Source organism: Paracoccus sp. SSJ, assembly GCF_030234105.1.
Classification (GTDB): domain Bacteria; phylum Pseudomonadota; class Alphaproteobacteria; order Rhodobacterales; family Rhodobacteraceae; genus Paracoccus; species Paracoccus denitrificans.
The window spans coordinates 316,317-337,027 of the sequence record NZ_JASSPE010000002.1; the positions used below are offsets into that span (position 1 = coordinate 316,317).

Annotated in this window: 18 protein-coding genes and 2 pseudogenes; 19 read left to right on the top strand and 1 reads right to left on the bottom strand. The window is 62.0% G+C overall.

The genetic code is table 11. The annotated features are described in order from the left end of the window. Positions 1-2: 2 nt before the first annotated feature. The 10 genes from QPR87_RS03830 (at position 3) to QPR87_RS03870 (ending at position 12,647) form a co-directional block, all read left to right on the top strand. Positions 3-1,034: a DUF4268 domain-containing protein gene (locus QPR87_RS03830; protein ID WP_285048409.1), complete on the top strand. Its 1,032-nt coding sequence runs from the start codon at positions 3-5 to the stop codon at positions 1,032-1,034. Positions 1,035-1,493: 459 nt separating this feature from the next. Next, a complete protein-coding gene (locus QPR87_RS03835; RefSeq protein ID WP_285048410.1) occupies positions 1,494-1,817 on the top strand; it encodes a HigA family addiction module antitoxin in 324 nt (107 codons plus the stop codon). Then, complete coding sequence (locus tag QPR87_RS03840; RefSeq protein WP_285048411.1) at positions 1,814-3,640, top strand: site-specific DNA-methyltransferase; 1,827 nt, start codon at positions 1,814-1,816, stop codon at positions 3,638-3,640. Before QPR87_RS03835 ends, QPR87_RS03840 begins: the two co-directional genes overlap by 4 nt. A 4-nt stretch (positions 3,641-3,644) precedes the next feature. Beyond that, positions 3,645-6,236, top strand: a complete 2,592-nt coding sequence (locus QPR87_RS03845) for a DEAD/DEAH box helicase (protein ID WP_285048413.1) — start codon at positions 3,645-3,647, stop codon at positions 6,234-6,236. A gap of 21 nt (positions 6,237-6,257) precedes the next feature. Beyond that, entirely contained in the window at positions 6,258-6,473 is a 216-nt protein-coding gene (locus QPR87_RS03850) for a hypothetical protein (RefSeq protein ID WP_176074708.1), read from the top strand. Beyond that, a complete protein-coding gene (locus tag QPR87_RS03855) occupies positions 6,470-8,968 on the top strand; it encodes an AAA family ATPase (protein ID WP_285048415.1) in 2,499 nt (832 codons plus the stop codon). Before QPR87_RS03850 ends, QPR87_RS03855 begins: the two co-directional genes overlap by 4 nt. Positions 8,969-9,007: 39 nt before the next feature. Beyond that, the gene (locus QPR87_RS03860; RefSeq protein ID WP_285048416.1) at positions 9,008-10,930 is read left to right on the top strand and encodes an ATP-binding protein; all 1,923 of its coding nucleotides are present in this window, start codon (positions 9,008-9,010) and stop codon (positions 10,928-10,930) included. A gap of 211 nt (positions 10,931-11,141) precedes the next feature. Continuing rightward, positions 11,142-11,669 carry an antirestriction protein ArdA gene (locus tag QPR87_RS03865; RefSeq protein WP_285048417.1) on the top strand — a complete coding sequence of 176 codons (528 nt, stop codon included), beginning with the start codon at positions 11,142-11,144 and terminating at the stop codon, positions 11,667-11,669. A gap of 194 nt (positions 11,670-11,863) precedes the next feature. Further along, positions 11,864-12,079, top strand: a complete 216-nt coding sequence (locus tag QPR87_RS23595) for a transcriptional regulator domain-containing protein (protein ID WP_084684087.1) — start codon at positions 11,864-11,866, stop codon at positions 12,077-12,079. Further along, positions 12,018-12,647 carry a DUF2285 domain-containing protein gene (locus QPR87_RS03870; protein WP_285048419.1) on the top strand — a complete coding sequence of 210 codons (630 nt, stop codon included), beginning with the start codon at positions 12,018-12,020 and terminating at the stop codon, positions 12,645-12,647. Before QPR87_RS23595 ends, QPR87_RS03870 begins: the two co-directional genes overlap by 62 nt. Before the next feature lie 16 nt (positions 12,648-12,663). Here QPR87_RS03870 and QPR87_RS03875 read toward each other — a convergent pair whose 3' ends face one another. Beyond that, complete coding sequence (locus tag QPR87_RS03875) at positions 12,664-12,957, bottom strand: DNA -binding domain-containing protein (protein ID WP_502921592.1); 294 nt, start codon at positions 12,955-12,957, stop codon at positions 12,664-12,666. Between the two features lie 456 nt (positions 12,958-13,413). On the opposite strand from QPR87_RS03875, the gene QPR87_RS03880 reads away from it, so the two are divergent. The 9 genes and pseudogenes from QPR87_RS03880 to cml all read left to right on the top strand — a co-directional run. Beyond that, positions 13,414-13,683, top strand: coding sequence for a helix-turn-helix transcriptional regulator (locus QPR87_RS03880; RefSeq protein ID WP_127520390.1), 270 nt, complete (start codon positions 13,414-13,416; stop codon positions 13,681-13,683). Continuing rightward, positions 13,684-14,760, top strand: coding sequence for a replication initiator protein A (locus QPR87_RS03885; RefSeq protein WP_285048421.1), 1,077 nt, complete (start codon positions 13,684-13,686; stop codon positions 14,758-14,760). It abuts the gene before it with no gap. A gap of 61 nt (positions 14,761-14,821) precedes the next feature. Next, positions 14,822-15,340, top strand: coding sequence for a DUF2840 domain-containing protein (locus QPR87_RS03890; protein WP_285048422.1), 519 nt, complete (start codon positions 14,822-14,824; stop codon positions 15,338-15,340). Further along, positions 15,337-15,879 (top strand): annotated as a pseudogene (locus tag QPR87_RS03895) (S26 family signal peptidase); the annotation flags it as partial. The gene QPR87_RS03890 and the pseudogene QPR87_RS03895, both read left to right, overlap by 4 nt. Positions 15,880-15,915: 36 nt before the next feature. Next, positions 15,916-16,251, top strand: a complete 336-nt coding sequence (locus tag QPR87_RS03900; protein ID WP_018426330.1) for a DUF736 domain-containing protein — start codon at positions 15,916-15,918, stop codon at positions 16,249-16,251. Further along, positions 16,248-17,198 (top strand): lytic transglycosylase domain-containing protein, encoded by a 951-nt coding sequence (locus QPR87_RS03905; protein WP_285048423.1) that lies wholly within the window; start codon positions 16,248-16,250, stop codon positions 17,196-17,198. Before QPR87_RS03900 ends, QPR87_RS03905 begins: the two co-directional genes overlap by 4 nt. A gap of 469 nt (positions 17,199-17,667) precedes the next feature. Continuing rightward, positions 17,668-18,168, top strand: a pseudogene (locus QPR87_RS23725) (relaxase/mobilization nuclease domain-containing protein); the annotation flags it as partial. A 174-nt stretch (positions 18,169-18,342) separates the two neighbouring features. After that, on the top strand, positions 18,343-19,575 hold the full coding sequence (locus QPR87_RS03910) for a DUF3363 domain-containing protein (RefSeq protein ID WP_502921594.1): 1,233 nt from the start codon (positions 18,343-18,345) through the stop codon (positions 19,573-19,575). Between the two features lie 217 nt (positions 19,576-19,792). Then, on the top strand, positions 19,793-20,711 hold a 919-nt coding region (cml, locus tag QPR87_RS03915; RefSeq protein ID WP_285048424.1), incomplete at its 3' end, for a CmlA/FloR family chloramphenicol efflux MFS transporter.

Below are 20,711 nucleotides of genomic sequence, written 5' to 3' on the forward strand. Positions count from 1 at the left end.
AGATGACTGCTTCCAAACATGTTCTCGGTCGACTGACCCGGGTCGATCTCCGGAATATCTGGACGAGCGAGTCCAGTGACTTCACCCCGTGGCTGGCGCGAGAAGAAAACCTGACGGTATTGGGTGAAGCGCTCAGCATTGATCTCGAGCTGGAAGCACAGGAGAAGGCCGTTGGGCCTTTTCGGGCCGACATCCTGTGCAAGGACATCGGAACCGGTGCTTGGGTACTCGTCGAGAACCAGCTTGAACGCACGGACCACAGTCACCTGGGGCAGCTCCTGACATATGCCTCAGGGCTGGAAGCGGTGACGATCGTATGGATTGCGGCCAGATTCACAGAAGAGCATCGTTCGACACTCGATTGGCTCAACAAGATCACAGACGAGAGCTTCCGGTTCTTCGGATTGGAGGTTGAGCTGTGGAGGATCGGGGACTCGCCCGCTGCACCCAAGTTCAACATCGTTTCCAAGCCGAACGACTGGTCTCGCTCCGTCGCGCAGGCCGCGAGAGCCATCGACGAAGCTGAACTGTCTGACACGCGGGTGAAACAGCGAGCCTATTGGGGCGCCTTTCATCAGGCGCTTGACCAAGCTGCAGGCGCCGTTTCCGGTGGCCGTAAGCCGCAGCCACAGTCGTGGATGGGATACTCGATCGGTCGAACCGGCTTCAACCTTGGAGCGGTAATGATCCGCCCGAAGCGACAGATCAGGACGGAACTATACATCGCGGGCGACCAAGCGAAGGCCTTCTTCCACCTGCTCCACGAACAGCAGCAAGCCATCGAGCAGGAACTTGGCTATCCCCTTGAGTGGGAGGAGCTCCCCACGCGGCGCGATTGCCGCATCTCGGTCTACATGACGAACGTCGATCCGGAAGACGAGCGAGACTGGACCCGCCAGCATGAGTGGCTGACGTCCAAGATCAACGACTTCCACAGGGTTTTTCTTGCTCGAGTGCGGGATCTGGACGCCGAAGACTGGAAGCAAGATGGCGAGTTGGACGTCTCGGCCGGAACATCTCAGATTGAAGAGTAGAGGAGTGCGAACTGCTGGCAGAGTTCGATTTATGTTCCTTCTGGGGTGCGACCCTGAAATCCAAGTGTTCAGCGCGCCATCCCATAAAACAACACAATTTCATTAGCTTATTGAAAATTCACCGAAACTGCGCAGTCAACAGGTCCGGAGAATATCGACCCCGAGAGACCACGTCCGGGCCTGCAGGCGCGGGCGACGGTTAACAGCCACACCCGCATAACCCCCGAAAACAACGGAAAAATCCGGCCGCAACCGGATCGGGAGAACGCTTTCGCGGGGGCAAGTGGCGGGCCGAAGCCGACGAAACAGAGAACTACACCTACGCTATAGCCCTCCAAAAGTGAGTCTCAAACCCATCCGGCTGCGTCATGCCCAGAAGCCGTAAAGCGTTGCTTTACAGGCAACGTTAGGTCCGATACGCTGCATCCGACTCGATGAACAATCACCGGACAGCGCGCGATGACCGATGAGGATGGCCTTCGGCTAAAAAAGCCTTCCCATCCGGGCGGCTTCGTGAAGCACGAGGTCTTGAAACCGCTCGGCCTGTCGGTGACTGAGGCGGCGGATGCGCTGGGCGTCACGCGCCCGGCACTGTCGGCGCTCCTGAACGAGCGCGCGCACCTGTCGCCGGACATGGCGATCCGGATCGAAAAAGCCTTCGGCATCTCGATGGAGACGCTGATGCGCATGCAGAACAGCTACGACATTGCGCAGGCCCGCAAGCGGGAAGCGGAGATCAAGGTCGAGCGATACACGGGAATGAATACGAAAGGGCGGGCATGACGGAGCTGAGTTTCAAGGGCAAAGAGTTTGTTTATAACCACCATCTGGCGGTGCCCTTCCGTCCGCTCGTGCCCGATGAAAGCAAGGGCATCGGTCCTGTCGCGCTTGACGGCAACCTCGTCATCCACGGCGACAACCTGCACGCGCTGAAGGCGCTCCTGCCGCTCTACGCGGGCAAGGTGGACTGCATCTTTATCGATCCGCCGTACAACACCGGCAACGAGGGATGGTGCTACGACGATAACGTCAATGCGCCAATGATCCGGGAGTGGCTGGAGTCCAATCCGGTCGGTGTTGAGGACGGCCTACGTCATGACAAATGGTGTGCCATGATGTGGCCGCGCCTTCGGATGCTCCATGAGCTGCTGGCGGACCATGGCGTCATCTTTATAACCATCGATGATAACGAGGCGCACCGCCTCGCAAATATTTGCTACGAAATATTTGGTGAGGAAAATCATGTCGCCACCTTCATCTGGCGGAAAGTGGATAGCCCGAACGATAACAAGGTAGCTATCACCCCTGACCATGATTACGTCCTCTGTTTTGCGCGCGATATTGGCTCTGCAAAGTTCAAGAGGATGATCGCCCCGTCCATCCTGAAAGCTTATCCGAACCGAGACGAGAACGGACGCCCTTTTAGAGATCGCCTTCTGAAGAAGAACGGACGGGCGAGTCTCCGCCGTGATCGGCCGACCATGTTCTTCCCGCTTGAAGACCCCGATGGAAATGAGGTTTTCCCCATACATGATAACGGGGAAGAAGCGCGATGGTCGATGGGGAAGAAGGGCATCAAGAAACACAAAGATGCCGGTACATTGATCTGGAAGAGGATCGAAAAGCTCGGACGTGAAGTGTGGGAGCCTTACACCCGCGAGTTTGCGCCCGAAGACAATCCCACGCGGCCGTTTCCAACGATTTGGAGCGACGTGGATACGATGCGGCAGGCCAAGGCAATGCTCAGGAACATATTTGGCACGTCTGATTTGTTCGACACGCCGAAAACCGTGAAGCTTCTGGACAGGATCATCGACATTGCTGCCGATGATGACGCAATTATCCTAGATTCCTTTGCGGGTTCTGCAACAACGGCTCACGCCGTGCTCGAAGCCAACAAGCGCGACGGCGGCAATCGCCGCTTCATTCTCGTGGAAATGGAGGAATATGCCGACAGCCTGACGGCAGAGCGCGTCCGGCGTGTCATCAACGGCTATGATTTCCAGGGCACACAGCGAACAGAGATGTTGCGGGAGCGGCTGAACTGGCGCGCGCTCAGCAATGCCGGAGAGCTGGCGCACAAGGTCGAAGGAATCGAGAACCTGCACGGCCACGAATACGACCGCATCAAGAAGGAAGTGAAAGACGGCGAGCTGATCGTCACCGGCGAAAAGACGGTGGCGGAACGCGCAGAAGGTCTTGGCGGCACCTTCACCTATTGCACCCTCGGCGATCCCGTCGAACTGGACAAGGTGCTGAGCGGCGAAACCCTGCCGCCCTATGCCGGTCTCGGCGCGGCGCTGTTCCACATGGCGACCAATCAGGCGCTCGACCCCGCCGCTGTGCGCGAGGATGATTTTTATCTCGGTGCCATGGAAGGGCAACACGTCTGGTTGATCTACAAGCCCAATCTCGACTGGCTAAAGTCGCCGGAAGCGGCCTTGACGCTGGCGCGCGCCAAGGCATTCGCCGCCTCCGATCCGGACATGCGGCATCTTGTCTTCGCCCCGGCGCGCTTCGTGAGCCACAAGATGCTGGCGGAACAGAACATCCCCGTGGAGTTCGTGCCGCTGCCTTTCGCGCTCTACCGGATAGATCGGAGCTGACGCCGTGTTTCGCCAGCTCGATTATCAGGATCGCGTACTCTCGACGCTTGACGCCTATCTTGACCTCCTGAAGGAAAAGAAAACGCGCGCCGACAAGGTGGCGGCGCTCGCCGCGCAAGACCCGGACCTTGGCCTTGCCATTCCGGATTTCGCGAAAGAGGCTTGGGAAGCGATGAAGGCGGCGGGGAAGCTGCCCGCTTCCCGCGCCGCGATTCCGTTCTCGCCGCGCATGGACGGCTGCGAGCGGCCCGTGCCCAACGCCGTGCTGAAAGTGCCAACCGGCGGCGGCAAGACATGGCTTGCCGTCTCCGCCGTCTCGCGGGTGATGGGCCGCTATCTCGACCGCAACACCGGTTTCGTCCTGTGGATCGTGCCGAACGAGGCGATTTATACGCAGACGCTCAAGCACCTGAAGGATCGCCAGCACCCCTACCGTCAGGCGCTGGACCGCGCGGCGGCGGGGCGCGTGAAGATCATGGAGAAAACGGACCGGCTCGATGCGCGGGACGTGGAAACCAATCTCTGCGTCATGCTGCTGATGCTGCAATCCGCGAACCGCGAGACGCAGGATTCCCTGAAAATGTTTCAGGACCGGGGCGACGTGCACGGCTTCTTCCCGCCCGAAGGCGAACAACAGGCTCATCAGGCCGCCATCGACCGCACCCCGAACCTCTCCGCCTATACGGGCATGTTCCCGATGGTGAAGGATTCTCTCGGGAACGCCCTCAGGATCATCCGGCCCGTGGTCGTGATGGATGAAGGCCACCGCGCCATTTCCGATCTCGCCTTCGGCACGCTTTACGGATTCAACCCGTGTTTCGTGCTGGAGCTGACGGCCACGCCCCAGGATGTGCAGCCGCGCGGCGGCCGCAATCCGCGCGAAGGCCGCTATGCCAATGTGCTGGTGGAAGTGACGGGGCGCGAGCTGGACCGTGAAGGCATGATAAAGATGCCGCTCAACCTTGATCCCCGGCAGGGCAATGACTGGAAGGCGACGCTGAACGCGGCGCTTGCCAAGCTCAACGCGCTCGATGCCGAAGCCCGGCAACTGCGGGCCGATACGGGCCGCTATATTCGCCCGATCATGCTGATCCAGGTCGAGCGCACGGGCGCGGATCAGCGCGAAAGCGGCCATATCCACGCCGAGGACGTGAAGGAATGGCTCCTGACGGCAGGTTTCGATCAGGCGGAAATCGCGATCAAAACCGCGCAGCAGAACGATCTCAACGATCCGGAAAATCAGGACCTCTTGTCGCCCACCAACCGCGTGCGGGCGATCATCACGAAACAGGCCCTGCAAGAGGGCTGGGATTGCCCCTTCGCCTATGTGCTGTGCAGCCTTGCGGCCAGCGCCAACCTCAAGGCCATGACTCAGCTTGTCGGCCGCATTCTCCGCCAGCCCGGCGCGCTCAAAACGGACGTTGAAGCGCTCGATGAGTGCCACGTCATCACGCATCACGCCGATACTGCGACGGTCGTCGGTGCCATTAAAGACGGCCTCGAACAGGACGGCCTCGGCGATCTGGTCCTGCGCGTGACGCAGGACGACAAGAGCGGGACCGGTAAGACGGCCCGCACGATCAATCGCCGCCCGGCTTTCGCCTCCACGGAAATCTACCTGCCCAAGGTGATGGTGGTGGAAAGTGGCGACGCGCGCGAGCTGGACTACGAGACGGATGTGCTTTCCGCGCTCGACTGGCGGGGTTTCGATCCGCAGGACATCGCGGATCGGGTGCCCGAAAACGCACAGGCGGCGGAAAGCCAGCTCCAACGGATCAGGCTTGCCGAGGACGGCGACGAATTGTTCGTCGGCGAGACTGTCGCCGCCAACGCGGAAATCCTCGCCTTCGATCCGGCGCATGCTGTCCGGATGATTTCCGACATCGTGCCGAATCCCTTCGTCGGCCGCGAGATTGTCGGCGCGACGGTTGCGGCCCTGCGGGCGCGGGGCTTCGATGATGCGAAGCTCGGCCTGCTCGCTAGCCTGATCGTGGAAGAGCTGCGCAAGGGCCTCGAAGCGGCGCGGAACGCGCGCGCCGAAGCCCTGTTCAAGGCCGAGGTAGCGGCGGGACGCATCCAGTTCCGCTTGCGGCTCGATGGCCGCAACTGGCGAATGCCGTTCAGCATCGAAACGACGGAACCGGAGAACGCCCGCCAACTCCTTAACCGCGCCGGTGGCCCGCTCGAGAAGAGCCTGTTCGCTCCGGTCTATGAGAACGAGCTGAACAGCGACGAGCGGGATGTGGCGGTCTATCTCGACGGCGAAAAGACGCTGGCCTGGTGGCACCGCAATGTCGCGCGGACGCAATACGGCATTCAGGGATGGAAGAAGGCCAAAATCTATCCGGATTTCATCTTCGCCGTGCAGCGCGACGGCGAAGCGAAGCGGATCACGGTGCTGGAAACCAAGGGCGACCAACTCGACAACCTCGACACGGCGTACAAGCGCGAGGCGCTTGCGTTCCTCTCGGACCATTTCGAATGGGACGAGGCAACGCCGGTCGGCGAGCTGGAACTGGTCAACAACGGCGAGACCGTGGAAGGCACCTTGATCCTGATGAGCGAATGGAAGGCGAAACTGCCCGCGTATCTCTGACGGCGCGGTATTGGGGGGCGTATGGAATTTGATCCGGCATTGTCATTCTCGGACAACCTTGCCCGTTTCCGGGCGGAAGCGGAGCGCATCGATGCCGATTGCGCCCGCATTCTTTTCGACAATTTGGCCCTGCTCGCGCGCGACGGTGATGCGACGCGCACCCGTCAGGCCGTTCAGGAGTTCAACCGGGCGATCCTCGCCGCGCTCGACGGCCTGCCGGAAGGGCCTGCGGCATGAGCCGGTATTTTCTAGCTTCCGCCGCCATTGAGGGATTTCGCGGCATCAATAATGACGGCGATCCCCTCGTGCTGAAGTTCAAGCACGATGCCGTCAATTCCGTCCATGCGCCCAATGGGGTCGGAAAAAGCTCGATCTTCGAAGCGCTGCACTTTGCCCTGCACGGCACGGTGCCGCGCCTGGAAGGGATGCAGGACGCCGAACAGGGTGCCAGTTACATCGTCAACAAGTTCCATCCGGCGCAACAGGCGACGGTCGCCCTTGTTTTCAAGAGCGATGACGGCACGCCCGATGTGTCGATCACCGTCACCCGGACGGCGGCGGGCGGACGGGTCGTCACGTCTCCTTCCGGCCACGCCGATCCGGGCAGCTTCCTCGCCGATCTTTGCGAGGATTTCGTGCTGGTCGATTACCCGCGCTTTGCCTCCCTCGTGGACTGCTCGGCCTTGGAGCGCGGGCGCTCCTTCGCCTCGCTGGTCGGCATGAGCCGGTATTCCCAGCTCCGCCAGGCGCTCGACGGGGCCAAGAACACCCGCAACATCAATGGCGATCTTGGGCTGTCCACGCTTCACACCGAAGTGACCGCCGAAAACCGCGCCTTGGGGGTTGTTGAACAGCGCATCCTCGCCGCGCATCAGGAAGTGACCGGCGTGGCCGGTGGCCAGATGGCGGATACAGCCGCGCTGAAAGCGCAGGTGACGGCCGGATTGGCGGGCATCGCGCTTTTCACGCCGTTGCTCGCCAACGCCTCGGTGATGGACTTCGATTTTGACGCCGCTGAAAAGATCGTCGATCAGGAAGAAGGCGGCGCGGCGCGGAAAACTCTCGACGGCCTCAACACCGCCGTCACGACGCTCGGCGGCTTGCAGGTCTCGGCGGCGGAACTTGCCGAGATCGACGCGCTGGTGACGGCGGCCAAGGCGCGCGACGATGCGATGCGCAACGTCGGTGCCGCCAGCCTGCACGCCTTGCTGAAAAGCGCGCTGTCGGTTGTGAACAGTGCGGACTGGCACGATCCGAAGGTCTGCCCTGTCTGCGAAAAGGCTGGCGACGGGCCGCTTCAGGATCAACTGGAAGCGAAGATCGCGCTTTACGACGAGGCCGATCAGCTCGACGCGGAGCTGAAACGGCAGGTGCAGAGCGCGGGATGCGTTGGCAAGCTCCGGCAGCTTGAAGAGCAGGCGCGTCTTGGCGTTGTGGACGCTGATCGCATCGCGCCGGTCCTGACGCTGGCCGCGCGCCAGTCGTCGGTTTCGACGGCGGACCTGGAACGCGCAAAGGATGCGCTTGGCGCGCTCGAAGCGAAGCGGGTTGACGTGCTCACGGCAATCAATGCCGAGATAGCGACGCTGCAAGCCGGCTTGCCGCCGTCGCTGGTCGCCGTCACCCGCACCCTTGGGCAGGCCAAGCAATTCCGCGACGCCATGAACGAATACGAGCGGACCCTTCCGGCGCTCGCGGCCAAACGGGCCAAGCTCGCAAAGCTCAATCGCTGGAAGACGTTCATCACGAACGTAGCCGGGCAGTTCGCAACGGCGGAAAGCGCGCTCGCCAATGCACGCATCACGGATATTCAGGCTAGTTGTCAGGAGCTTTTCGGGCATCTGGTGCGCGGGGGTCCGGACGTGCGGCCGACGCTGAACCGGGCGCAGAATACCGAACAGGTAGATTTGAAGCTCGCCGATTTCTTCGGCCTTCCAAACCAAAGCGCGCGGGCGCTCCTGTCGGAGAGCTACCGCAATGCCGTCGCCGCCTCCATCTTCATGGCGGCGGCTACCCGGCAACAGGGCGTACCGCGCTTCATGGTGTTGGATGATGTGACGTCAAGTTTCGATGCCGGACATCAGTTCAGCCTGATGGATACGATCCGGACGAAATTGCGCTTTGGCGCGGCGAACGGTCTGCCCGGCGGACTTCAATTCATCATCCTCAGCCATGATACGAGCCTTGAGAAGTATTTTGACCGGCTCAACGGCACGACGGAGTGGAATCACCAAAAGCTACAAGGCATGCCGCCCCGTGGGCGGCTAATGATCGCCACGCAACAGGCGGATCGCCTGAAGGCGCAGGCGGAGCAATATCTGAATGCGGGGCAGATAGATATCGGTGAACCGTTTGTCCGCCAGTATCTTGAATACAAGCTCGGCCAGATCATCACCCGTTTAGAGGTTCCGGTGCCGCCCGATTACGCGACGCGGGGGGACAAGCGTACCTTGTCCACGTATGTGGACGCGATCACGGCGGCGGTCGCGCTCTATCAGGCGGCGGGGCGCTGCGTCCTCTCCGCTCAACAGGTCGCCGACCTTCAGAACCACCACATGCCTTCCATCATGGCGAACTATGTCAGCCACTATGAGACAGGCGCAGGCAATCCGTTCAACGCCTATGCCTTGCTCGGCGTTCTGCAAAGTGTGGACGCGCTTGCCGATTGTTTCTGCTGGACCGATCCTGCCAACAATCAGCGGAAATATTATCGACGACTTGATCGGCAGTAATCGCCGAAACTGCTAAAGAAGGCGAAGGGGGAGTGGGCGATGGCATCCGAACAGCAGTTGTTGGCATTTGATCAGCGTTTCTTGGACCGCCATGCTGGACCGATCATTTCTGATCTTTCGGTCGCCTTGGTCGAACTTGTCGCGAATGCTTGGGATGCCTACGCGACAGAGGTGGACATAACTTGGCCGACAAATGACGGTGCCCGGAAATTCTCGATTAAGGATAACGGTCGCGGCATGACCGCCGCGCAGTTCGAGCAGCGCTGGGGCGTCTTTGATTATAATCGGGTAAAGGCCGAGGGCGAGTATGTCTCACCCCCCACAGAACTCCCCGAACTGGCGCCGCGCCGAGTATACGGACGCAATGGTAGAGGGCGGCACGGCGGCTTCGCCTTCTCCAATCCCTATGAAATAATCATAGAGGCCGCTGGCGAAAAAGTAGCCTATCGGGTTTCCAGGGGCGGGCAGCGCCCCTTCGATTGGGAAATCATTAAGCGTGAACAGAGCACCGGGCACGGTGTGGAAATTCGCGCGGTAGAATCGACGCGGCTACGGCTTAGCGCCGCTGATGTTCGAGAGGTGCTTGGAACACGCTTTCTGACAGACCCGAACTTCAAGGTGTCGGTGGACAGCCAGCCCGTCACTTTCGATGACATTCCCCAGGATTTTTTGCGGGAGAGCTTCGTCGATATCCCCGATATCGGTCGTGCGACAATCCTCATGATCGACTCGCAGCGGGCCGACCGGACAACGCGGCAGCACGGCATCGCTTGGCATGTCAACAACCGGCTGGTCGGTGATTGCGGCTGGCGCGGCACCGACTATGAACGCGTGCTCGACGGGCGGACGAGCGAAGCCAAGCGCTTCACGTTCATCGTCTTTGCCGACTTCTTGGCGGACAGCGATGCCGTGCTGCCAGACTGGTCGGGGTTCCAGCCCAACAATGAAATCTGGAAGAAGACTCAGATCGCCGTACAGGACAAAATTCGCGAAGAAATTGCTGCGTTCAATTTCGAGCGGCGTTCGGAAGCCAAGGAGGCGGTTCGCGAACGCTATGCTTCGACCGTCGTCAGGATAGCTCCGAGCGCGCGTGAGCGGTGGAACAGCTTTGTCGATCAAGTCATCGATACCTGCCCCGGCATCTCTCCCGAACAGATTGATCAAGTGGCTGGCATTCTTGCTAATTTGGAGGCGTCGTCGTCCCAATACAGCTTGCTGGCGCGACTGCATGGCCTTCAACCAGGCGAGCTGGACCAATTGGACGGCATTCTCGCAGATTGGAGTGTCGCGACCGCTAAGCTGGCGCTAGATGAAATCCAGAATCGACTGAGGCTGATCGGCGAACTGCACGAAAAGCTTCGCGATGAACGCGCCGATGAAGTCCGCGAGCTTCAGCCTCTTATTGAGCGGAGTCTATGGGTATTCGGTCCTGAGTTCGAAAGCATCGAGTTCACGTCGAATCGCGGCATGTCGGAGGTTATCAGACGGTTGCTTGGCGGAACCGCACAGGGCAGCCTGAACCGGCCCGACTTCGTTATTCTACCCGATAGCAGTGTAGGACTGTTTGCCCGCCCCGCGTTCGATGAGCAGCACGAAGTTATTGGCGTGGAGCACTTGATTGTTGTCGAGTTGAAGCGGCCCGGCATTCCTATCGGCATGGATCAGAAGAACCAAGCATGGAAGTATGTCGTTGAATTGCAGACTCACGGATTGATCGACGATTCTACGCGTGTGACCTGTTTTGTCCTGGGATCGCGACTAACGCCGCGTGAAGGCGTCCGTGAGGAAGGGCGGACCAAGATTATCCCCATGGCCTATGAAACATTTATCCGACGTGCCGAAACTCGGATGCTTAATCTGTATGCACGGCTTTCCGAGGCACCATTCCTGCGCCAAGCTGGCTTGGATGCCGACAGCTTCGTGAAAGAGCCAATCGCACGCCAAGGTGGTTTCGACGTGTAGTTGATCTGGCAGGAAAAAAGTTCGGTAACTTAGGGCTCTGCCCTCGGCGCACTTCGAAAGGCTTCCGCCCAGCTTCCTCCGCGCGTGACGCGCTCCGTGCAGCCGGTTCCCCGCGAAGCCTCCCTCCGTTTGCACACCCGGTCTCGGCGACGGCCAGAAGGTCAGGCGCGGCGTTCCGCTTCGCTGACCTTCAGACCCGAGGATCAGAGACATGACCAACGTATCCGACAGCACCCCCCGCATCTATATCGCTTGCCTCGCCGCCTACAACAACGGCCATCTGCACGGAGCTTGGATCGACGCGGATCAGGACGCGGACCAGATTAGGGACGCGATTGCCGCGATGCTTGCCCGTTCCCCTGTCGAGGACGCGGAGGAATACGCCATTCACGATTACGAGGGCTTCGAGGGCGTCAGCATCTCGGAATATGCCGGCATCGACATCGTGGCGCGGGTGGCGACTTTCATCGCAGAGCATGGCGCACTTGGCGCGGGCCTGCTGGAGCAGTTCAGCGGCGACATGGACCAAGCCGAATGCACGTTGGAGGATTGCTATCATGGTCAGTTCGCCAGCCTCGCCGACTACATGGAGGAATTGACCACCGAGAGCGTCACGATCCCAGAGGCGCTGCGCTACTATGTCGATTGGGAGGGGATGGCGCGCGACGCCGAGATGGGCGGCGATCTGTTCACTATCGAGACGGCGCACGGCGAGGTCCATGTGTTTTCCAACAGGTGAAAACATGACTGCCTGTCCGTGCTGATACGGGCAGGCATCTCGAAAGCACCAGCTGTTGCGAAGCTAAAAACACCAAAGAATGATCGGGTTAGCCGCTCAAGGTATCTGCTTTGAGCGGCTTCTATATTTCCGGTGATCCTTGAACCTCTTTTTGCCGGGCGCTGCCCAGCATCCCGGCTTGGGGAGGTGACGCCATGCTCAGCATCGATTGGCGATCTCCGGCGGCATACGGGCACACAAAACACATTCCAGCCGCTGGCTTCGCTTGGGAATATTTGCGCCGTAACGACGAATATCGTCGGGACTGCCAGACCATCGCATTGACCGGACAGCCGGGTAGCCGCGACCTTGAAGCGTTCGCGCATCGCTGGGGGTTGCGATTTCCCGTGCGATCCCGACGCGCCGCATGACCGGCAATCGCCGATCTGGAGTCCGGGCCTTCAACCGCAAGCCGTGATGTTGTCCCCGGTCGATCACAAAAACGACGACACCGAGCCGATATTGATGTTGGCGCATCTTGAAGGTCTCGACCTGCGCCGCGCCGCTGATGGCTGGCACGGTATTTGGCAGGTGGATGGCGTCAAACATCAATTCTGGCTGCCCGAGGCTGTGCCCGACTCAGCCGCCTTCTATGCCGCTACCCTGCCGATGGATTCCTTTCTGGAACTGCGCGCCCACGCCGCCCGCCGTCTTTGGCGGTCCCTCAACGGCCGTGCGCCCGGGCCCGACTTCCGTGCCGTTCCCGCCCAACTCCGACAATGGCATATTCTGTCCTTGCGCGCTCTCGACGCCCGGCGGCGCGGCGAGAGCTATCGCACCATCGCCGAAGTCCTGCTCGGCTTTCGCGGAACCAAGGAGGATTTCGAGACCGACCCCCGCAAGAACAAAGCCCGCCGCCTGGTCGCGCACGGTATCAAGATGATGCGCGGCGGCTATCGCCTGCTGCTTCACTACCCGATCAAGCCCGGCAAGCGTTGATCAGGAGACGTGACCCTCACGCCTTATTGGCTGCTGCCTGCTCCAGAATCTTCCGATAGCCTTCACGCGATAGCCATTGCGCGCGTTCGAGATGGCTTTGCCAGCAACGACGCGTGCGAAGTTCATCGGCGACCGGATCGCGGTGCAGCACAATCCGCGCGACTTCCTTCCAGTCCGCGCCCTCGGCCTTCGCATCCAGCAAACGCAGATAGGTGATGTAATGTCGTTCGTCATAGACGGTTATGGTGTCGCCGGTCGGCGCTTCATCGTCCACATCTGCATCGAGTTCGACGGGAACCCGCATGGTCATTCCCCGTATCCGAGAGAGCTTGTCTGCGGTGCGCCCCCGCAAACGATTCTCTCTGACTCTTGGTGATCGGGGAGTTCGAAACCGTCACGAAACGGCCCCATGGCCTTTAGCTCGGAAAGCCTGTTGTATACGCCACAGGCTCCCCGACCATAAGGTCAAGGAGTTGGTGCCGTTCTGGCTGGCACCGGCCATTCGTGAGGGGTTTCGACGCCCCAGAGCAGCGCGTCTGCTCCGCTGCGATTCTTAACCGAACCGCGCGGGAATGTCTCCGGCTTTTCGGCGTGGCGGGCGACGAGCCGCTGAAATTCCTCATCTATTGGCAGCGCACCGCCCCGAAGGGGGTGCCGCCAGCGCATAGGCGCAAATGCGGCACGCTACGCGCCGCCGATCCCTCGCCATGGTTCGCCACAGTCCGCTGCCGCCCTCCGGCAGCCCAATCCCGACTGGAGGTGATCCATGGCAAATCCGCTTGCGGGCCTGCCGCCGCGCCTGTTGCGCACCAAGGAAGCCGCGCGCTTCCTCGGCATATCCATCCGCACCCTTGAGAAGCATCGCACCTACGGCACCGGCCCGACCTATCGCAAGGTCGGCGGCCGTGTCCTCTACACCGTCCGCGATCTGGAAGACTGGAGCGCGGTCGGCGAACGTAAATCCACCCGCGACAAGACCGCCGGCACCGTCTTTCCCGCGCGTCCGCTCACGCCCGAAGAACGGGGCGACTGCTAGATGCTGCGTGAGGACGATCACGACCCCGCGCGCCCGATCGAAGACAGCGAGCGCAGCCGCCTCGACCCCTTCGTGGTAGCAACGGGCGACGCGCCGCCGCGCGACCAGCGCGATTTAATGGAACGGCCGTTTTTCTCGCTGGCGAAGACCCCGCGCACCAAGCCGATTCTTTACAAGGTCGCCGACATTGAGGTGCAGGTGTTCGGGCTGCCCGAGCACGGCATGGCGACCATATGGGACGCCGATGTGCTCATATGGGCGGCCTCGCAGATCGTCGCGGCCGAGAACAACGGCCTCACCACGTCGCGCTTTGTCCGCTTCACCCCCTACCATCTGTTGCGCGCGATTGGGCGACCGACCGGTAACCACCAATACCGGCTTCTGAAAGCCGCGCTGGCGCGGCTGCAATCGACCGTCATCGCCACCACGATCCGCAACGGCCCGCATTGGCGTCGCCGGCAATTCTCATGGATCAACGAGTGGGAGGAAATGACGACGCGCGCGGGCCGCGTCGAGGGCATGGAGTTCGTCCTGCCCGAATGGTTCTACAACAGCGTCATCGACCGGTCGCTGGTCCTGACCATCGACCCGGCCTATTTCCGGCTGACTGGCGGCATCGAGCGATGGCTTTACCGCGTTGCCCGAAAGCACGCCGGGCACCAGCGCCATGGCTGGATTTTCGAGGTCGCGCACCTTCATCAGAAATCCGGCAGCCTCGCGCGGCCGTCCGACTTCGCGCTCGACCTGCGCCGGATCGCGGCCCGCCAGCAACTCCCCGGCTATCTGCTCCAGATCGAGCGGGAAGACGGCCGCGAGCTGCTGCGCATCCGCCCCGATAATTCGTCAACAGGCACTGTTGATAACCCTGTTAATGCCATCGGCAGATCAGGCGCACGGGGTATCGGCACATCAGGCGCACGACTATCGGCAGATCAGGCGCATGAACCGCAGCTAACGCTTTGGCCTGAAAAGCGGAATCCGACCGCTAACTTATCTAACAGAGAATCTAACTCTTTTTCTTTGACGCACGCGCAGGCGAAGCGTGGTGCCGGTTCTGCCGGGAACGACGAGCAATGATGCCCGCCGTTGACGCAGCGCACGCGCGCAATCCCCACCAGCACATCGCCGGAGACGAACCATGACCCGTCGCGCCCATCGCAGCGCGCACGGCCGTCCGCTGCCGGACGGGCCTGCGCCCTTCACCACATTGGTCGAACTGACTTTCGAGAAACGCCGCATCGAGCATTGGATCAGGTTCGGCCGCAAAAGCTATGAACAGATAATCGACCGCCGCCGGAGTGTCGTCGGCTTCGCGCCGGGCAGCGTCTTCGCCTTCGTCCGATGGGCGAAGGGCGACCATGGCACGGTCGTTTCCCGCATCGACATCGTGCGGGCAATCGGGCGCGGCCAGCCGTTCCAGACATTGCCCTTCGTCCGCCCCGGCGGCGAAATCCTGTTGCGCCTCGACGGCTGGCCCAAGGTGCAACGTGCGCTTGTCGCTATCGACGCCGTGGACGCACTTGGCCTCGATCCGGCCGATGCCTCGCCGGATCACTGGCGGCACGTCCACAACCGTTTGACCTCCAATCTGGAACCGCACGCCTACACGCCCAAGCGACATGCCGCTTGGCTTCATCGCCGAAGGATCGAGCCATGACGCGCCGCCGCACCCTCGCGGTGACGGCGCTCGCCGTCATCGGCATCGCCGCCACCAGCGCCGCCGATTGGCCCGTGAAACTCATCTGGAACGCCACAGCCAGCGCGCCCATCGGCTTCTACACCGTCGAGCCGGCCGACGCGCTCGACGTGCCCGAGCTGGTCGCCGTAATGCCGCCCGAACCGCTCGCCGCCTTCATGGCCGAGCGCGGCTATATCGCGCGCGGCGTCCCGCTGTTGAAGCGCGTCGTCGGCCTGCCGGGGCAACAGGTTTGCCGCTTGCGATCCGCGATCACGGTGGACGGGATCGAGATGGGCGAGGCGCTGGAGCGCGACAGCCTCGGCCGCGATCTGCCCGTCTGGCGGGGCTGCCGCGTCATCGGCGACGACCAGCTTTTCCTCATGAATTGGGAAGTCCGCGACAGCCTCGACGGCCGGTATTTCGGACCCATCCCCGCAGCTTCCGTCATCGGCCGAGCGGTCCCGCTCTGGACCGATGAGGAAGGCGTCGGCCGCTACGAGTGGCGCGCGCCGACGCACTGCCCCCCCCCGAGAACCAACCGCAGGAGATTTCCCATGGCAGAGATAGGCACCTTCACCCGCACCGAAACCGGCTATGCGGGAGAGCTTCATTCGTTCGGCCTCCACGAAAAGCTGTTCATCGTCCCGGCCAAGCCGAGCGACGTGAAAAACGCGCCCGATTATCGCGTGCGCCTCGATAGCGAGGACGGCCCGGACGCCGGCCCCGCATGGAAAGACTCCAGCGAGAACGCTGGCGAGTTCGTGTCGATGCGATTGGAGGGGCCAATCTTCCCGTCCCCGATCCGCGCCAAACTGTTCCAGTCCAACGACGATCCTTCGGTCTGGACCCTGCGTTGGAAGCACGCCCGGAAGATCGAGGATGAGGAATGACGGCCGAGCGCGTCCGGCCCGCCATCCGGTCAAAGATCGGCATCCCTTTATTCGCGAAGCCGTGTTCGCGGTTCAAAATGCTCCACCGGAGCATTTTGCCGGCGGCGCTGCCGCCGTCACCGCTCACCCCATTCGTCCCGCTCGGCGACCAGACGGCCGACGCTTGCGTCTTGCCCTTGACCGCAGCGAGCACGCTGGCAGGCTGGCGGCGAAGCGGAGACAGGTCGGCATGGCATTATGCCGTCCTGATACTGGCCGGCGCGCTTTCCGTCTGCGCCGGATCGGGCGTCGCGGTCGCGCAATCCGTGCCCGTCGAACGCCCGTCAGTCGCCCATCCCTATGCGGCCCACATCGCCGAGGCGTCACAGCGGTTCGGCATCCCCGAGCACTGGATTCGCGCCGTGCTGCGCGCCGAAAGTGCGGGCGATTTGCGGGCGGTTTCGTCAGCCGGGGCGATGGGATTGATGCAGGTGATGCCCGACACATGGGCGGGCCTGCGCATCCGCTATGGCCTCGGCCGTGATCCCTATGACCCACGCGATAACATCCTCGCCGGCACCGCCTACCTGCGCGAAATGTTCGACCGCTACGGCAATGTCTCGGCGATGCTGGCGGCCTACAATGCCGGCCCCGGCCGCTATGACGAATACCTTGCGACCGACCGCACTCTGCCGGCCGAGACGCGGGCCTATGTCGCCGCGCTCGCGCCGATACTCGGCGCGACTGCAACCGAACCGCCGTCATCGGCACCGCCACCGCCGCCAGATTGGCGCGAGGCACCGCTGTTCGTCATGCGTCCGGGCGACGCGCGGGCTGTCGCCGCGCTGCCGTCCGAGGCGCAATCAGGCGACGGCCGCGCGGCCGTTCCGGCGCGCGATCCCGTCGATGCGGAGTCAAGGGGCGACAGCATTTTCGTCGCCGACGCGAGCGGTTCGGAAATGCCATGAGGACGGCGTTCCCGCGCTCGGAGGCGCTCATTCCGGTGTCTAGTCAGGCAGGTTTGCGCCCGGCTGGATTCTCGGCAGGAAGGGCAGAAAAGGCAGAAAGGGCAGAAAGGGCGGAGGGCAAGATTAAAGAAGACGGCACCATGTCGGGCCGCTTCTGGAAATTATTGTTGTCTGCACACTGGTTAGGGGAGCCGCAAGCGGCACCACGATTTTTGACCCCGCGTGCCGCGATTTCGTGCAAAGCCTTGGCTTTGCAGGGTTTCGAGCGGCACCATAGGTCCATTTTGGCCTGTTTTCGGCATTTTTGGCTGGAACCTCGCCCATGAGCGCCGATGACGAAAACCGCTTCCGCCCCAAGCCCGGCCGCATCCGATCCGACACGCCGAAGGCTGGCAAGACCAAGAGCTTTCTCACGCAGGTCAAGAAGATCACCCGGCAGCATCAGGCAGCAGCCTCCCGCGATCCTTCCATGCCGTCATCCGCCCGCCCGTCATCGCCGGGCCGGTCCCGTGCCGTGGTCGCCAGCGGCAAGGGCGTGAAGCGCGGCCGGGGCGCGAGCTTCGTGCGCGCCCGCAATATCTCCGGCCAATGGCATCATCGCCAGCCCGGCAGCCGCCGCGTCATCGTCAAGCAGCGCAGCGTCCGGGCCGCGTGGAGGGGCGGCCGTGCCCGCGCGCATCTGCGCTATGTCCAGCGCGACGGCACGTCACGCGACGGCGAGCGCGGCCAGCTCTATTCGGCGCATGAGGACCGTGCTGACGCCGACGACTTCCTTGCGCGCGGCAAAGACGACCGCCATCAATTCAGGTTCATCGTCTCGCCCGAGGACGGCGCGGAGCTGTCGGACCTCACGGCCTACACCCGCGATTTCATGAAACAGGTGGAAGCCGACCTCGGCACGAAACTCGATTGGGTCGCCGTCAACCACTACAACACCGGCCACCCGCATGTGCATATCATCGTCAACGGCCGCGACGATATGGGCGGAGATCTAGTCATCAACGGCGACTATCTTTCCGCCGGCCTGCGCGAGCGCGCCAGCGAGCTTGCCAGCCTTGAACTCGGCCCCGTCACCGAGATCGAGCAGACCCGCAAACTGTCCGCCGAGATCGACAGGGACCGTTTCACCCGCATCGATGAGGCGATGGCCGGGGACGCCGATGCCCGTTTCCTCGACCTGCGCCACGAACCGACCGAGCCGCGCCGCCAGTTCGAGCGGACATTGCGCCTACGGCGCTTGGGCAAGCTGGAGAAGATGGGGCTGGCGACCGAACACGCGCCCGGCGTTTGGGAGTTGAGCAAGGACATGGAACCGACCTTGCGCGAGCTTGGCGAACGCGGCGACATCATCCGCACCATGCAAAAGGCGCTTGGTTCCGAGGCTAGCGAGCGCGATCCCATGAGCTTTCAAATCCATGACGGAGCGCCCGAGACGCCTATCGTCGGGCGCATCGTGGACAAGCACCTGTCCGACGAGCTGGGGGAGAACCTGACCGTTGTGGTGGACGGGATCGACGGTCGCACCCATCACATCGCCGGTATCGCGCCCGAGCGGCTGGAGGATGCCCGCATCGGCAGCGTCGTCCAGATCGGCCAGGTCGAGGTAACGGCTCGACCGTCCGACCGCAGCATTGCGGCCATCGCCGAGGACGGCATCTATCGTCCGAGCCGCCATCTGGAACAGGCGAAGTTCGAGGGCCGTGTTCCGGGGGGCGACTATGAGGGCTATGTCGATGCCCATGTCCGTCGGCTGGAGGCGCTGCGCCGGGCCGGGATCGCCGAGCGGATCGACGCCGACCAATGGCGCATCCCCGACGATTTCGAGAGCCGCACCGCCGCCTATGATGCTGGCCGTAATCGGCAGGCCAGCGTTCGCGTCCTGTCGGCCTTCGACCTTGAAAAGCAGATCGGCGCGGATGGCGCCACCTGGCTCGACAGGCGGTTGCTATCCGCCGACGCATCGGATCTCGCCTCGGCCGGTTTCGGCCAACAGGTCCGCGAGGCGATGGACCAGCGCCGCGAGCATCACATCGAACAGCGAGACGCCACACGCAGCCGGGACGGCCGAATCTTCTATCGGCGCAATCTTCTTGCGACCTTGCGCGAGCGGGAAGTCGCCCGCGCCGGTGCGGAGATGGCCGAGGGCAAGGCGCTGCCGTTCCGCGCCGCCAAGGATGGCGAGAGCATCAGCGGCAGGTTCACCGGGACTGTCCAGCTAACGAGCGGCAAGTTCGCCATCGTGGAAAAGAGCTACGAGTTCACCCTTGTCCCATGGCGGCCAGTCATCGACCGCCAGCTCGGCCGCGAGGTCGCGGGTATCGTTCAGGGCGGTTCAGTGTCGTGGCAGTTAGGACGGCAGCGGGGGTTGGGGCTATAGGAGCCAACGATACCGCATTGCGACGCAACAGCTAATCCGATAAGAGACTGCTATTCAATTTCGTAATCGTGGAGTCATCAGCATGGGAAGTTCCAAGTCAGCAGACAAGTAAGCCGCAACATCAGAATTGTTGTTGCGGCGCTCTGTAAGACCAATCCCATCTGATTGCTGACGAGCAGACGCTGCCCGGTATCCTTAATCGAGCGGTTGATTCGTCATGACCACCACACGCCCCGCGTGGGCCTATACGCTGCCGGCAGCCTTGCTGCTTATGGCTCCCTTCGACATCCTCGCCTCGCTGGCGATGGATATTTATCTTCCAGTCGTTCCGGCGATGCCGGGCGTCCTGAACACGACTCCGTCCATAATCCAACTCACGTTGAGCCTCTACATGGTGATGCTCGGTGTGGGCCAAGTGATCTTTGGGCCACTCTCCGATCGCGTCGGGCGACGGCCGATCCTGCTTCTAGGCGCAACGGCTTTCGTTGCTGCGTCTCTGGGAGCGGCTTGTTCTTCAACTGCATTAGCCTTTGTTGCGTTTCGTCTGGTTCAGGCAGTTGGAGCATCGGCCATGCTGGTGGCTACCTTCGCGACCGTGCGCGACGTATATGCCAATCGTCCCGAAGGTGCCGTCATCTACGGCCTTTTCAGTTCGATGCTGGCGTTCGTGCCTGCGCTCGGCCCTATAGCCGGTGCGCTGATCGGCGAGTTTTGGGGATGGCAGGCGATCTTCATCACACTGGCTGCACTGGCTTCGCTCGCACTCTTGAACGCCAGTTTCAGGTGGCATGAAACCCGACCGTTGGATCAGGCCAAAACGCAACGATCTGTTTTGCCGATCTTCGCGAGTCCGGCCTTTTGGGTTTACACAGTCGGATTTAGTGCCGGCATGGGCACATTCTTCGTTTTCTTCTCGACAGCCCCCCGTGTTCTCATAGGCCAAGCCGGCTATTCCGAGATCGGATTTAGCTTGGCCTTCGCGACTGTCGGGCTGGTCATGGTCACGACTACCCGCTTCGCAAAGTCCTTCGTTGCCAAATGGGGTATCGCGGGATGCGTAGCGCGCGGGATGGCGTTGCTCGTTTCCGGCGCGATCCTGTTGGGGATCGGCCAACTTTTCGGATCGCCGTCATTTT

Excerpts from the sequence above, each read along its gene's own strand:
- QPR87_RS03830 (WP_285048409.1), top strand. The coding sequence starts at position 3 with ATGACTGCTTCCAAACATGTTCTCGGTCGACTGACCCGGGTCGATCTC.
- QPR87_RS03835 (WP_285048410.1), top strand. The coding sequence starts at position 1,494 with ATGACCGATGAGGATGGCCTTCGGCTAAAAAAGCCTTCCCATCCGGGC.
- QPR87_RS03840 (WP_285048411.1), top strand. The coding sequence starts at position 1,814 with ATGACGGAGCTGAGTTTCAAGGGCAAAGAGTTTGTTTATAACCACCAT.
- QPR87_RS03850 (WP_176074708.1), top strand. The coding sequence starts at position 6,258 with ATGGAATTTGATCCGGCATTGTCATTCTCGGACAACCTTGCCCGTTTC.
- QPR87_RS03855 (WP_285048415.1), top strand. The coding sequence starts at position 6,470 with ATGAGCCGGTATTTTCTAGCTTCCGCCGCCATTGAGGGATTTCGCGGC.
- QPR87_RS03860 (WP_285048416.1), top strand. The coding sequence starts at position 9,008 with ATGGCATCCGAACAGCAGTTGTTGGCATTTGATCAGCGTTTCTTGGAC.
- QPR87_RS03865 (WP_285048417.1), top strand. The coding sequence starts at position 11,142 with ATGACCAACGTATCCGACAGCACCCCCCGCATCTATATCGCTTGCCTC.
- QPR87_RS23595 (WP_084684087.1), top strand. The coding sequence starts at position 11,864 with ATGCTCAGCATCGATTGGCGATCTCCGGCGGCATACGGGCACACAAAA.
- QPR87_RS03875 (WP_502921592.1), bottom strand. The coding sequence starts at position 12,957 with ATGACCATGCGGGTTCCCGTCGAACTCGATGCAGATGTGGACGATGAA.
- QPR87_RS03880 (WP_127520390.1), top strand. The coding sequence starts at position 13,414 with ATGGCAAATCCGCTTGCGGGCCTGCCGCCGCGCCTGTTGCGCACCAAG.
- QPR87_RS03885 (WP_285048421.1), top strand. The coding sequence starts at position 13,684 with ATGCTGCGTGAGGACGATCACGACCCCGCGCGCCCGATCGAAGACAGC.
- QPR87_RS03890 (WP_285048422.1), top strand. The coding sequence starts at position 14,822 with ATGACCCGTCGCGCCCATCGCAGCGCGCACGGCCGTCCGCTGCCGGAC.
- QPR87_RS03900 (WP_018426330.1), top strand. The coding sequence starts at position 15,916 with ATGGCAGAGATAGGCACCTTCACCCGCACCGAAACCGGCTATGCGGGA.
- QPR87_RS03905 (WP_285048423.1), top strand. The coding sequence starts at position 16,248 with ATGACGGCCGAGCGCGTCCGGCCCGCCATCCGGTCAAAGATCGGCATC.
- QPR87_RS03910 (WP_502921594.1), top strand. The coding sequence starts at position 18,343 with ATGGCCGGGGACGCCGATGCCCGTTTCCTCGACCTGCGCCACGAACCG.